Raw genomic sequence first — 13,439 nt, 5'->3', positions numbered from 1 at the left:
GTCTTTTATCCCACCAGTGCCATCACAGCCGCCATGCACAGCTCCTCCAGGCAGAGGAAACAGCCCGCCAGGTCGCCGGTGATCCCACCAAATGTTTTTTCGGACAGCCTCCGGTACAGCCAAAATCCGGCAGCCCCTGCCAGGGAGCAGCTCAGGCCTCTGACCGGAGCCATCAGGATCATCAGAGCTGTCTGCGCTGCCAGCATTCCCGTCAAGATCCGAGCCCCCCTGTCATTCATCGCCCTGTCGGAAAATGTCCGCAGAAGGCCCGTATTTTTCGCCTTCGGAAATGTCAGAAGCGCCAGTCCCGAGTATGCCCGCGCGGTCATGTAGGTCAAAAGCAGCTGTGCCATGCAGGATGGGCTGGATGTCTTCATTTCAGAGAAGACACCGAATGAGGCGAGGAAATAGGCACAGCACCAGATGACCGCGAACGCGCCGCAGTGGCTGTCCTTCATAATTGCGAGCCGCTCCTCACGCGGCTTCCAGGAGCTCAGGGCATCCGCCACATCGAGCAGTCCATCAAGATGGATGCCACCCGTCACAGCCAGCGGGATCAGGACCAGCACTGCCGATCTCAGAATTACACCGATCCGGAGTGCCGCCGCAAGGGCGGCAAAGAGCCATGAAATCCCGCCGATCACCGCACCGATGAGCGGAAAGAAACAGATGGTATACTTCATGTTTTCGTCATTCCAGTCCACCCTCGGCATCGGAATGCTGGAATAGGTGGAAAATGCAATGACCAGACTTTCATACAGATTCCGTATCGTCATATGCCTGCTCACAGACAGAGGCAGCCGCCAAGGTTCCTCCCCGAAGGGGAACAGGGATCCCGTACACAACCTCGTACGCCGCATCCGCCTGCCTTGCCGCGGCACTGTTCAATGCCCCGAGTAGGCGCAGATACTGCATCGTCCCCTCCCCATAACGGATACCGTCCGCAAATACCTCATTCATCACAACAACCAGATTATCAGCCTGATTCTGCAGATATCTGAGATCCTGCAGACAGGCCGCACAGGCTTTTTCCCTGTCTGCCCGTCCCACTGTTTCCTCTCCTGTTCCGAAGAAAACATTCGCAGCCAGGTTTGACAGGTCCTCCAGCAGTACCGTCGCCCCCTGAAGAATACCTGGATCGATCTCACAGAGCCTGTCGGTTTTCTCAATCGTCAGGAACCCCTTTCCGCGCCTCAATGCCCTGTGCCTGCGGATTCGCTCCTGTGCTCTGGCGCCGTCCCGCATCATCGTGGCAAGGTACAAAAGCCGGCCACCATCTGCCAGCCGGACGGCTGTCTGCTCTGCGTATGCACTTTTCCCGCTCCCGCTTCCGCCTGTCACCGCCACCAGCATCCTGCCGTCTCCTGTCCTGATAATCCTGTCAATTATAGCAACGAGACCGCCCTCTGACAAGTTTCACCCATCATCCAGTCACCGCCTTCCCGCTCAAATCGAGCAGAGCAGATTCACGCTGCCTGCCTGATACGGCAACTCGCCGGTATAAAAAATAAGCGAAGCAGCCGCAGCTGCTCCGCTGTTTCCTACGCATTCTTATAGAACCTTTGACAGAAAATCCTGAAGCCTCGGGTTCTGCGGGCTTGTGAAGAACTCGTATGGCGTGTTTTCCTCCGCAACGATTCCCTCATCGATGAACAGCACCCTGGAGCCGACCTCCCGGGCGAAGCCCATCTCATGCGTGACAACGACCATCGTCATCCCGTCCTCAGCCAGCTCCTTCATGATGCTCAGCACCTCCCCGACCATCTCCGGGTCGAGGGCTGACGTCGGCTCGTCAAACAGCATCAGATCCGGATTCATGGCAAGCGCCCGTGCAATCGCAATTCGCTGCTGCTGTCCGCCGGAAAGCATCCCCGGGTAGGCATCTGCCTTGTCCGGCAGACCGATCCGCTTTAAAAGCTCCTCCGCCCGCGCGTCGGCTTCCTCCTGCGTCATTTTCTTCAAGCGGACCGGTGCCAGCGTGATGTTCTGCCGTACTGTCTTCATCGGGAACAGATTGAACTGCTGAAAGACCATCCCCATCCGCTGCCGGACCTGGTCGATATCGACCTTTGGTGCGTTGATCTTCTTTCCCTCGAAGATGACATCCCCGGAGGTCGGTTCCTCCAGCAGATTCAGGCATCGCAGAAACGTCGACTTTCCGGAGCCTGAGGGGCCGATGATGACCACCTTCTCGCCCTTTTCAATGTGCTGGCTGATGCCGCGCAGGACCTCATGGTCGCCGAACGTTTTCTTCAGATTCACCGTTTCGATCATGCTGCTCATAGCGCGCCTCACTTTCTGGTTCCTTTTTCCATCCGATGTTCCACCATACTGAGAATCTTGCTCAGCCCGAGCGTCATTGCCAGGTAGAACAGTGCAGCGATCACATAAGGCGGAATGACATCCCAAGTGCGGGACCCCACATAGCCGGCCATTTTTGTCAGGTCGTTGACCGCAATGATGGAGATGACAGAGGTCTCCTTGATCAGGGATATAAACTCATTGCCGAGCGCCGGAAGGATGTTCCGGATGGCCTGCGGAAGAATGATTGTCGTCATCGTCATCCGGTACGGCATTCCGAGCGACCGGCCGGCTTCCATCTGGCCGATCGGAATCGACTCAATGCCTGCCCGGATGATCTCCGCGACATAAGCCCCCGAGTTGATCCCGCAGCATACGGCCCCTACGATCACCGGATTTGTATTCGGAGAGGTAAAGATCAGATTATAGATGATCAGAATCTGAACGATCATCGGTGTGCCGCGGATCACTGTCACATACAGGACCGCAAGCTTGTTCAGGAGCTTTACCACCGGACTTTTCGTATGTCTTGATGATACCCTCGTCACGGCGATCAGGATTCCGATCAGAATCCCGAGGATCACTGCGAACAGTGAAATCAGAAGGGTCATGCGCAACCCGGAAAGATACGCCAGATAGCGTTTTTCGGGTACCCACGCATTGTAGAAAGCCTCACCGATACTCTTCAGCCAGTTCATGTTTCAATCTTCTCCTGTCCTGTATGCGCCACAAGGGCGGAGCCCCCGTCTTCACGGAGGTTCCGCCCACTATGCCTTTGTCCTTCATCCGGCGGCAGTCTTCTCAAGCCTCGGTAGAAGCTTCCGTCTCCGCCTCTGTCTCAGCGCTTTCTGCATGAGATGCGAAGATCTGATCCATCTCTCCGCTCTTCTTGAGCTCTTCGATGACCACGTTTACTGCACTCTTCATCTGGTCATTGCCCTTCTGAAGCGCAATTGCATAGGAATCCTCAAAGACCGGATCGCCATCCACGATCGCAAGCTTGCCATCAGAAGACTTGACCAGCTCCTCAGCCGGAACCTTGTCCATCACGATGCAGTCGATCTTGGAATTGGCAAGATCCGCTGCTGCCTGCGCAAACTTTGTGTAGCGCTGCACACTCTTCGGCGAAGCGTTATCCGGGTTGGAAACCCACAGATCTGCGATGTTGCCCTGCTGGACACCCACTGTCAGATCCTTCAGCGCATCCGCGGAAGATTCCTTCACTGCCGGGCTTGCTGCATTCACGACAATCACGTCGCTGGAATCAACATATTTGTCAGAGAAGTCCATAACCTTCTCACGATCAGGAGAAACGGAAACGCCAGCCGCCACAATGTCAACCTTCCCCTGCTGGACTGCTGCCAATGCACCGTCAAAATCCATATTCTGAACGACGAGCTTGACACCCAGCTTGTCTGCGATCGCCTGGCTGATGTCGATATCGACTCCCTCAACCTGATCGCCTACCAGATACTCATACGGAGCAAAGCCTGCCTCCGTACCGACGGTCAGCTGACCGTCAACCACCGTCTTGACAGCTGAAAAATCAACTGAAGCTTCCGTGGAAGCCTCTGTCTCTCCTGCATAAGCTGCCATGCCAAGAGACATGCTCATCAGTGCTGCTGAAAGAACTGCGACAATCTTCTTCATAACAAGATCCTCCTCCTTCATGACCACCGCAGCAGGTCTTCCTTTATTCACTCCCCCGCCGCAGTACTGTCATAACATTTCCTCATATTATATGCAGGGAAGATGAATTATTCAAGGGGCAATATGCATATTTTCGTTGCATTTTTCCATAATACACTGTGAATATTCATTATATCATGCATATTTATTCTTAGGATCGTGAACAGTCCCGTGACTGTTTTCCTCTGCCGTGCATAAGCCCTCGCGACGCTTTGCTGCTTCGCAGCTCCCGCGTCGCTTCAGACATTCGCGCTTCCGCGCTGCTTCGCACCGCTTTGCGCTCATGTCTGTTGCCGTCGCTCGTGAACAGTCACTTTGACGCGCAAGCGCGTCACGTGACTGTTTTCCTCTGCCGTGCATAAGCCCTCGCGACGCTTTGCTGCTTCGCAGCTTCCGCGTCGCTTCAGACATTCGCGCTCCCGCGCTGCTTCGCACCGCTTTGCGCTCATGTCTGTTGCCGTCGCTCGTGACCAGTCACTTTGACGCGCAAGCGCGTCACGTGACTGGTCACGGCGACTAGGCTTATGCACTCAGTTTTTGAATGAGTGGATGGGGGCGGGGATGCGGCCCTTGCGGCTGACAAAGCGTTCGCAGCCAAAACTGCTGACAGGCATAATGGGCGCATGTCCGAGGAGTCCGCCAAACTCAACGGTGTCTCCGACCCCTTTTCCGATCACCGGGATCAGACGGACGGCGGTCGTCTTCTGATTCACCATCCCGATCGCCATCTCATCCGCTATGATGCCGCTGATCGTGCTGGCCTTCGTGTCTCCCGGGATGGCAATCATGTCCAGTCCGACGGAACAGACACAAGTCATGGCTTCCAGCTTCTCCAGATGAAGAGCACCGGCATTCACGGCATCGATCATGCCCTGGTCTTCGGAGACCGGGATGAAAGCCCCGGAAAGTCCGCCGACATAGCTGGACGCCATGACGCCGCCCTTCTTGACCTGGTCATTGAGAAGCGCCAGCGCCGCCGTCGTGCCGGGCGCGCCGGCGTAGTCCACTCCGATCTCCTGAAGGATATCCGCAACCGAGTCGCCGATTGCCGGTGTCGGCGCCAGCGACAGGTCCACGATACCGAACGGTACACCCAGCCGCTCCGATGCCTCCTTCGCGACCAGCTGTCCGACTCTTGTCACCTTGAATGCGGTCTTCTTGATTGTCTCGCAGAGTACCTCGAAACTTTCGCCGCGGACCGCCTGGAGCGCGGTCTTGACGACCCCCGGCCCGGAAACGCCGACATTGATGACAGTATCACCCTCTGTCACTCCGTGAAACGCCCCGGCCATAAACGGGTTGTCATCTGGCGCATTACAGAAAATCACGAGCTTTGCACAGCCAAGCGAATCCTGCTCCTTCGTATACTCGGCTGTCTGAAGAACCATCTCCCCGAGAAGCCGGACCGCATCCATGTCGATCCCTGTTTTGGTGGATCCTACGTTCACTGAGGAGCAGACAACATCTGTCTCCGCAAGCGCCTTCGGGATTGAACGGATCAGATTCTCCTCTGCCGGCGTCATTCCTTTTGAAACGATCGCAGAAAAGCCGCCCAGAAAGTTTACGCCAACCTTCTTTGCGGCCTTGTCAAGCGTCCTGGCAATCTGGACAAAATCATCCGGTGTCCTGCAGGCACTTGCCCCGATCAGACCGATCGGCGTCACAGAAATCCGCTTATGGACAATCGGAATTCCGTACTCCTTGGAGATCTCCTCGCCGGTCTTCACCAGCTTTGCCGCTCTCGATGTTATTTTATTGTAGATATTGTCGCAGAGCCTGCCCAGATCAGAATCAATACAGTCCAGCAGACTGATGCCCATCGTGATCGTGCGGACATCCAGATTCTCTCTGGCGATCATATCGACCGTCTCTTTGGCTTCCAGTATATTGATCATCTCTTCATCCTTTCCCCGCTGCTGCCCCTCGGAGTGTCAGATCCGGTGCATGGCATTGAAAATGTCTTCATTCATGACCCGGATGGAGAGTCCCATCTCACTGCCGAGCTGTGAAAGCTCATCTGCAATCTGCGCTGTCGGGATTGTCGCCCCGGTCGGATCCGTGACCATCATCATGTTGAAGTATCCGCCGACGATGGTCTGGGAGATGTCAAGGATATTGATTCCGCGCTCCGCGAGGTAGGTGCAAACCCGCGCAATGATACCGACTGTGTCCTTGCCGACGACTGTGATAATTACCTTTTTCATCATGAAACTCCTCTCCGGGGCTGACCTGTCCGCCGCGCCGCTGCCCCGCCCGGGCGCCGTCTCCTCATACTGTCACAGGCTCCATCGGATGGCTGCGGTCCGCTACCATAATCGGAAGGTCATGTGACCGGACCTCACAGTCCTCGTCTGCATCAATCTCCGTCGTCACCGTCGCATACGCCAGCGCATCGTAGTTGTTGTTCTGACTCAGGTGTCCCAGGTACACTGCCTGCATCCTCGGGCTCAGAATCTGTGTGAGAAGGTGCCCGGCTGCCTCATTCGACAAATGCCCCTTTTCTGACATAATACGTCTTTTCAGCGGATACGGATACGGCCCGACCTCCAGCATGTTCACATCATGGTTGGACTCCACCAGCGCCACATCAAGATCCTTCAGGTGGCTGATCGTATAATCATCGTAGCACCCCATGTCCGTCGCCACCGCTGCCGCCTTTCCGCCCTGCTCGATCCGGTAAGCCACCGGATCCGCTGCATCGTGAGAAATGTGAAAGGCCTCCGCCCTCATATCCCCGATGGTAAAGGGCGTGTCCGCCGTGATGACCCTGAAAAGCGACGGGTCGACTTTCCCGATCGGCGTATACCGCATGATCTGCCGGATGGTTGCCGCCGTCGCATAGATTGGAATCTGCACCTTCCTTGAAAGAACGCCCAGTCCGCTGATATGGTCAGAATGCTCATGCGTGATCAGAATACCTGTCAGATCGGACAGGCTTCTGCCGATCCCGGCAAGTCCCTCCGCGATCCGCTTGCAGCTGATGCCCGCATCAATCAGAATCGCTGTTTCATCCGACCCGGCAAAGATGCAGTTCCCGCTGCTTCCACTTGCAATACTACAGAAATCCATGGATTTCTTGTTTCCTTTCTGCTTCTTACAAAAACAGCTCCGGAAAATGGCTCTTCAGCCCTTCTTTCAGCTGCCTGAAGGTATTCTGAACGAAATCATCCGTGTTGTCAATTGTCAGCTGTGTGTGGCGGCGGAAGGAGGCATCGCTTCTCTGCGCCTCAAACATCCGCGTGATGCGCTCGTCCGAATAATGACGTCTCTCCCTGAGTCTGACACGGCGTTTTTCATCGTCTGTATGAATGTACCAGATCTCGTCGCACAGCTCCTCGTAATGATCGTCAATCAGGAGCGCCGCCTCGACAACCGCCAGTGCGCGCCTCTTTCCCGGATGGACTTTTCCAGCTTCCTCCCTCTGTGGATCCGGCGCCCGGTCCGGCAGTCGTCCTGCTGCCATCAATCCCGGCGCCGGCATGCTCTGCTCTCCCGCTTGGCAGGCCGTTCTGTCCTCCGATGCTCCATGGTTCTGGAAAAGGCCGGAAAAGCCGGCTTCTGTCTGCCTGTCAAAGGCCTCCAGCTGCCTTCTGACTTCCGCCTTTACGGCCGGATGCACGATGCAGCTCAGCATATCTCGCTTCTGTGCGTCCGTGTAGATCAGGCGGGCAACCGCCTTCCGGTCAATTGTCCCGTCCGGGAAAAGGATTCCGTCTCCGAAAAGCTGCCGCATCGGCTCATAGCAGGCAGCGCCTTTTTGCTGAAGCGCCCTGCCAACCTCGTCACATTCGATGATCAGCGCTCCATACTGCTCATGAAGCGCTGTGAGAATTGTGCTTTTTCCTGCGCCGACACCGCCTGTGATGCCAAGTACGATGATCTGACTCCAGATTCTTTCAGGGGGCACGTTCTGTACATCTGACTGCTCCCGGGCGGCATCCGCCTGCGTTCCTGTCATCATTTCCCCCTTTTCCATCCTTTTTCCATCAGTGTGCCTCGAACCAGCTCTCACCGCTCTTCATGTCAATCTCAAGCCGCACCCGGAGCCTGGCCGCACCTTCCATTTCCTCCCTGAGAATTGTTTCAACCTGGTCTTTCTCGCTGATCTCTGTCTCCACCAGCAGTTCATCGTGTACCTGAAGCACCAGTCTCGATTTCAGGCCTTCCTCACGCAGCCTCCGGTCGACTCCCACCATCGCGATTTTAATGATGTCCGCCGCCGTTCCCTGGATCGGGGCATTCATGGCAACCCGCTCGCCGAACTTCCGCCGCATAAAGTTCTTCTCCTTCAGCTCCGGAACCGGGCGGCGCCTTCCGAACATGGTTACGGAGTACCCTCTTGTCTTTGCCGACTGGATACAGCCGTCCAGGAAAGACTTGATCCCCGGATATGTCTCAAAATACTGGTTGATGTAGGACTGTGCCTCCGCAGCCGTGATGGAAAGTCCCTGCGACAGGCCGAAGGAGCTGATTCCATAGACGATCCCGAAGTTGACCGCCTTTGCATTTCTACGGAGCTGGGGTGTCACCTCGTCCAGCGGCACATGAAAGACCTTTGATGCAGTGATCGCATGAATGTCCTCCGCCGAGTTGTACGCATCGATCAGGTTCTGGTCATCCGATGCGGACGCCAGCACTCTCAGCTCGATTTGTGAATAGTCCGCATCGACAAAAATCGAACCATCCTTCGGAACGAACACCTTCCGGAGCTGGGCTCCGAGTTCTGTCCGCACCGGAATGTTCTGGAGGTTCGGATCGGTTGAGGAGATCCTTCCCGTCGCCGTGACCGTCTGGTTGAACCTGCCATGAATCCGGCCATCCTCCGCGATGTACTGCACCAGACCGTCCGCATAGGTCGATTTCAGCTTTGTGAGCTGTCTGTACTCCAGGATCAGACGGACGATCGGAACATCCTGTGCCAGGTTCTCAAGGACATCCGCGGACGTCGAATATCCTGTCTTTGTCTTTTTCCCTCCCGGAAGCTTCATGTCCTCGAACAGAACCGTCCCCAGCTGTTTCGGGGAATTGATATTAAACTGCTGGCCGGCCTGCTCCCAGATTGCTTTCTCCAGCTCGTCAATTCTGCCGGAAAGGGAGTGCCCGAAGCGCCTGAGCTCGTCCCCACGGACCAGAATCCCCTCCTGCTGCATATGGTAAAGTGTGAACATCAGCGGCATCTCAATGTCCGTAAACAGTCTGAGCATATCCTCTTTCTCAAGGCTGTCCCTGATCGGCTGCATGGCCGCCAGCGCCGTTCTGGCATTCAGACAGCTGAAGCGCGTCAGCGCCTGTCTGGCGCTCTCCCTGTCCGCCGGGCCATCCTGCTTTTTTGCAGTCCTTTTCTCCCCTGCACTTCCACTCATCATTAGCGCAAGATTCTCCTCGGCAAGCCCCGCCAGATTCAGAAGGCTCTTCTTTCCGAGCAGTTCTTCCCGCGTCTCGACAAGCCTTCCCGTGTAGACAGAGGAAATCCCATCATATACGTAGGTACCCGCCAGTGGATTGAGCAGATAGGCGCCGATCGCGCAGTCAAAGTAACGGCTCTGCTGCTCCTTCGGAAATGAATCCCCACCATCAAGAAATGAGAGCTGTTCCTTCAGATTGATGCCACTGATCAGGCAGCTCCCGGACGACAGGATGGCAAGCTGCTTTCTTGTCACCGGAAGAAGAAGCACAGTCTCCGCCCCTGCAGCGACCGCTGCCCCGAGCAGCCGGCTGTCCTCCTCAAGCACATATAAACCGATTTTTTCTTCCTTAACAGCCCTCTCGAGAAACGCTTCTGCTTCTGCAGCATCCTCGATCAGCCGAAAATTCTTCGCGCCTTCATCCGCCTTTTTGCTGCTCTCTGATTTCTCATCTGCGGTGCGGGAGCCTTCTCCGGATGGATACACCTGTTCACGAAAACCATCCATTCCATCGTGCCGGCTCTCTTCCGGCAGACTTATCTGCCCGGAAGGCTCTGTATCATCCGTGTCAGCCCTCTGTTCTTCAAACGGATTGGCACTGCTTTCTGCCTGCCGGGCAGGCAAAGCCGACGGTCCCGTCTGCATATGGTCTGCAAACCGCCTGACCATCTGTCTCAGCTCCAGTCTCTTGAGCAGATCCATCGCTTCCTTCGTATAGAGACTGCTGTTATCCTCTCCCAGACGCGCCTGCTCAAGCGGCAGCGCGAAAGGTGCATGCCGGTCAATCAGCGCCAGTCTGTAGGAAAGTTGTGCCATCTCCCAGTGATCCTGCAAGGACAGCCTGGCTTTGTTGGGCTTGATTTCATCCAGATGGTCATATGCGTTCTGAATGGAGTGAAATTCCGCGATGATCTTTGTCGCTGTCTTCTCACCCACACCCGGAATCCCCGGGATGTTGTCAGAGGCATCCCCCATCAACGCCTTCACATCAACAAATTCCGATGGTGTAACGAGATACTTTGCCTTCACATCCTCCGCATAATAATTCTCGACTTCTCTTCCTTCTTTCTTCGTCTTCGGAATCCGGACCATCGTCGTGTCCGAAGCCAGCTGCAGAAGATCCCGGTCCCCGGAAATGATCCGTACATCGAGTCCCTTCTGCTCCATCGCCAGCGATACAGTGCCGATCAGATCATCGGCCTCGAAGCCTTCCAGAGACATCAGCGGGACATTCATCGCCCGCAGGACATCCTTCATCACCGGGACCTGCTCCCGCAGCTCCCCGGGCATCGGGCTTCTCGTCCCCTTGTAGGCATCGTACATCTTATGGCGGAACGTCGGAGCATGGAGATCGAAGGCGACAGCGAGATACTGCGCCTTTTCTTCATCAAGTACGCGAAACATGATATTCAGAAAGCCCAGGACCGCATTCGTGTGAAGTCCTTCACTGTCTGACAGAAGCGGAAGGCCGTAAAAAGCCCTGTTCAGGATGCTGTGTCCGTCGATCAGAATGATCTTCTCTCTTTTCTGGTCACTCATAATGCTTCTGTCCCCCTGTCTGCCCGGAAATCTTGTCCCGTGCCGAAATATCCATGACGCAGCGCATACAGCGTATACTGTGCGGATCAATCCATCTTCACCCTGATGGCAGGATTTCTGTTCCAGATCCGGCGGAGTCCCTGCGTGTCCGGTTCCGTCTCCGTCTCCACCATCTCGATGGTGCTCTGAACTTCCTCGAGTTCTCTTGTCACAAGCCCTGAGAAGGCGGCGATGAAAAACAGCTCCGCACATACAATGAGCACGATCTTCATGGAGCGGAAGATGTGCCTTCGTGTCAGGTACTGCTCAGACCTCTGCAGCTTCTCGTCCAGCTTCCGTGTGAAATTGTAATCACCGTCATCCGTTTCCTCGCCCAGCGTCTGATAGATGGAAAAATAGATTTCCAGCTCGTCATGGCAGGCCGGGCAGCTATCGACATGATCGAGAAACTCTTCCAGTTCACGATCCGACAGCTTCCCGTCCAGATACGGTCTGATCAGCTTCTGAGCCCTCACACAATCCATCAGGATCCCTCACTGTGTCTTCTGTCAGTTTTCGGCGTTGCGCCTGCAGCATCTGGTATTCTATCAGTTTCCGGCGTTGCGCCTGCAGCATCTTGTACGATCTCAGCTGCAGCCGGGTTGCGCAGGTGCCGTGGCGCATATGCCCTAGTATAGCGCAGGCCGTCTATGTTGACAAACGCCCTTCCATTGCTGTAAGGTTTCGGAAATCCTCAAAAGGAGGCTTGATGAGATGGAAAACAAGACGATTATTCAGTTTTTTGAATGGTATCTTCCCTCTGACGGGACTCTCTGGGAGAAGGCAGAAGCCTGCGCAGCCGACCTGAGAAACACCGGCATTACCTCTGTCTGGCTCCCGCCGGCCTACAAGGGTGCTGCAGGCGCGGCATCCGTCGGCTACGACGTCTATGACCTTTACGATCTTGGAGAATTTGATCAAAAAGGCAGCGTCCGTACAAAATACGGAACCCTTGACCAGTATCTGGCTGCTGTCCGGGCGCTTCACGCCGCAGGCCTGGAGGTCTATGCCGATATCGTCTTCAATCAGATGATGGGAGCCGACGAAACCGAGAAAATCACGGCGGTCGACACAAGACCGACAGACCGGGAGGAACAGATCTCCGGTCCCCATGAGATCGAAGCATGGACAAAGTTCACATTTCCGGGACGGGGCGGCAAATACTCTGACCATACCTGGGACAAGAAGAACTTCTCCGGCACGGACTTCGATCAGGCGACCGGCGCAAAAGGTATCTTTCTGTTTGAGGGAAAACGCTGGAACCAGGAGACTGATTCAGAGAATGTCAACTTTGATTACCTGATGGGCGTGGACCTCGATACCGACGAGCCGGACACCTACAAGGCCTTGACAGACTGGGGCAGCTGGTATTTCGACACCGTCCATCCGGACGGCCTGAGGCTCGATGCGGTGAAGCATATGAGCTTTGATTTCTACAGAAGATGGCTGCGCTTCATGCGGGAGCGGGAAGGCCGGGACTTCTTCGCCGTCGGTGAGTACTGGAGCGGCGATCTGAAGAAGCTTCTTCACTACCTTGATGTCGTCGTGGATGGGATGCCGGAGCGGACGCTTCCTCCAAGGCCGCAGAAGTCCTCCGGCGACTGCCGGCAGGAGGCCGATGAAAGTGTGCCTTGTGCTGATGAAAGCACATCGGGCGCGGACAAGACAGATCTCCCCGCCCAGACGCAGGCAGACATCATGGTCCCGGACAGTGATGAGCCCATTCAGCCTGTTGCGGAGGGAACACCCCTGACCCTGTTCGACGTTCCGCTTCATTATTCATTTCTGCGCGCAGCCCAGAACGGACAGAACTTTGATATGCGGGGTCTGTTCACCGATACCCTTGTAGAAGCGCGGCCTGAATGCGCTGTCACCTTCATCGACAACCATGATACGGAGCCCGGCCAGGCACTGGAAAGCTACATCCCGGAATGGTTCAAGCCCATTGCCTACTCGATGATTCTTCTTCGGGAAAGCGGCATCCCCTGCGTCTTTTACGGAGATTACTACGGAGTTGAGAGTGCAAATGAATCGCCAATTCTCGATTTGAAAAAGCTGATCCGAATCCGGTCCCGTTATGCATACGGGCCTCAGACCGACTATTTTGATGACCATTCCATCGTCGGCTTTACAAGAGGCGGAGACGCGGAGCACGCTGATTCCGGGCTCGCCGTTCTTGCCACCGCCGGGGCAGAGGGCACGAAATACATGGCGCTTGGCCCCGCATTTGCAGGAAAAATTCTGCGGGATGCCCTCGGACGGCATAACGATCCAGTCCTGCTTGATGAACAGGGCGGAGGTGTCTTCCATGTACATGGCGGATATGTCAGTGTATGGCTGACCGAACCGGCGTACAACGACATCCGGATTCATTTCTGACCTCTGAAGGCCCGTAAAATCGGTGTAAAAAAATGTCCCTGACACGGCAAGGGAGGTTCAATTCCAGAAGGGCCCGTGGTAGAATCG

At 55.6% G+C, this 13,439-nt stretch carries 12 protein-coding genes; 1 reads left to right on the top strand and 11 read right to left on the bottom strand.

The annotated features are described in order from the left end of the window. Positions 1-5: 5 nt before the first annotated feature. From cobS to FYJ35_RS09225, 11 genes are all read right to left on the bottom strand, one after another. Positions 6-776 carry an adenosylcobinamide-GDP ribazoletransferase gene (gene cobS / locus FYJ35_RS09275; protein ID WP_205839790.1) on the bottom strand — a complete coding sequence of 257 codons (771 nt, stop codon included), beginning with the start codon at positions 774-776 and terminating at the stop codon, positions 6-8. Beyond that, positions 754-1,353 (bottom strand): bifunctional adenosylcobinamide kinase/adenosylcobinamide-phosphate guanylyltransferase, encoded by a 600-nt coding sequence (locus FYJ35_RS09270; RefSeq protein WP_154525803.1) that lies wholly within the window; start codon positions 1,351-1,353, stop codon positions 754-756. The genes cobS and FYJ35_RS09270 overlap by 23 nt, the downstream gene beginning before the upstream one ends. 198 nt (positions 1,354-1,551) lie before the next feature. Beyond that, positions 1,552-2,274, bottom strand: coding sequence for an amino acid ABC transporter ATP-binding protein (locus FYJ35_RS09265; RefSeq protein ID WP_154525916.1), 723 nt, complete (start codon positions 2,272-2,274; stop codon positions 1,552-1,554). 17 nt (positions 2,275-2,291) lie between these two features. Further along, positions 2,292-2,999: an amino acid ABC transporter permease gene (locus FYJ35_RS09260; RefSeq protein ID WP_154525801.1), complete on the bottom strand. Its 708-nt coding sequence runs from the start codon at positions 2,997-2,999 to the stop codon at positions 2,292-2,294. Between the two features lie 103 nt (positions 3,000-3,102). Beyond that, positions 3,103-3,951: an ABC transporter substrate-binding protein gene (locus FYJ35_RS09255; protein ID WP_235906493.1), complete on the bottom strand. Its 849-nt coding sequence runs from the start codon at positions 3,949-3,951 to the stop codon at positions 3,103-3,105. A gap of 569 nt (positions 3,952-4,520) precedes the next feature. Next, positions 4,521-5,885, bottom strand: coding sequence for a PFL family protein (locus tag FYJ35_RS09250; protein ID WP_154525799.1), 1,365 nt, complete (start codon positions 5,883-5,885; stop codon positions 4,521-4,523). A 36-nt stretch (positions 5,886-5,921) separates the two neighbouring features. Then, positions 5,922-6,194, bottom strand: coding sequence for an ACT domain-containing protein (locus FYJ35_RS09245; RefSeq protein WP_154525912.1), 273 nt, complete (start codon positions 6,192-6,194; stop codon positions 5,922-5,924). 64 nt (positions 6,195-6,258) lie between these two features. Continuing rightward, on the bottom strand, positions 6,259-7,059 hold the full coding sequence (locus tag FYJ35_RS09240) for an MBL fold metallo-hydrolase (protein WP_154525797.1): 801 nt from the start codon (positions 7,057-7,059) through the stop codon (positions 6,259-6,261). Positions 7,060-7,084: 25 nt separating this feature from the next. After that, positions 7,085-7,966 carry a dephospho-CoA kinase gene (coaE, locus tag FYJ35_RS09235; protein WP_154525795.1) on the bottom strand — a complete coding sequence of 294 codons (882 nt, stop codon included), beginning with the start codon at positions 7,964-7,966 and terminating at the stop codon, positions 7,085-7,087. Positions 7,967-7,976: 10 nt separating this feature from the next. Continuing rightward, a complete protein-coding gene (gene polA / locus FYJ35_RS09230; protein WP_154525793.1) occupies positions 7,977-10,934 on the bottom strand; it encodes a DNA polymerase I in 2,958 nt (985 codons plus the stop codon). A gap of 86 nt (positions 10,935-11,020) precedes the next feature. After that, entirely contained in the window at positions 11,021-11,458 is a 438-nt protein-coding gene (locus FYJ35_RS09225; protein WP_154525791.1) for an anti-sigma factor family protein, read from the bottom strand. Positions 11,459-11,687: 229 nt separating this feature from the next. Between FYJ35_RS09225 and FYJ35_RS09220 the strand changes: the two genes are divergently transcribed. Further along, complete coding sequence (locus FYJ35_RS09220; RefSeq protein ID WP_154525789.1) at positions 11,688-13,352, top strand: alpha-amylase; 1,665 nt, start codon at positions 11,688-11,690, stop codon at positions 13,350-13,352. The last annotated feature ends 87 nt before the right edge of the window (positions 13,353-13,439 follow it).

Origin of the sequence: Porcincola intestinalis, assembly GCF_009696445.1 — a bacterium.
Lineage (GTDB): Bacteria > Bacillota > Clostridia > Lachnospirales > Lachnospiraceae > Porcincola > Porcincola intestinalis.
Note: the sequence above shows the minus strand (reverse complement) of the source record. Positions and strands in the feature narration are given on the sequence as shown.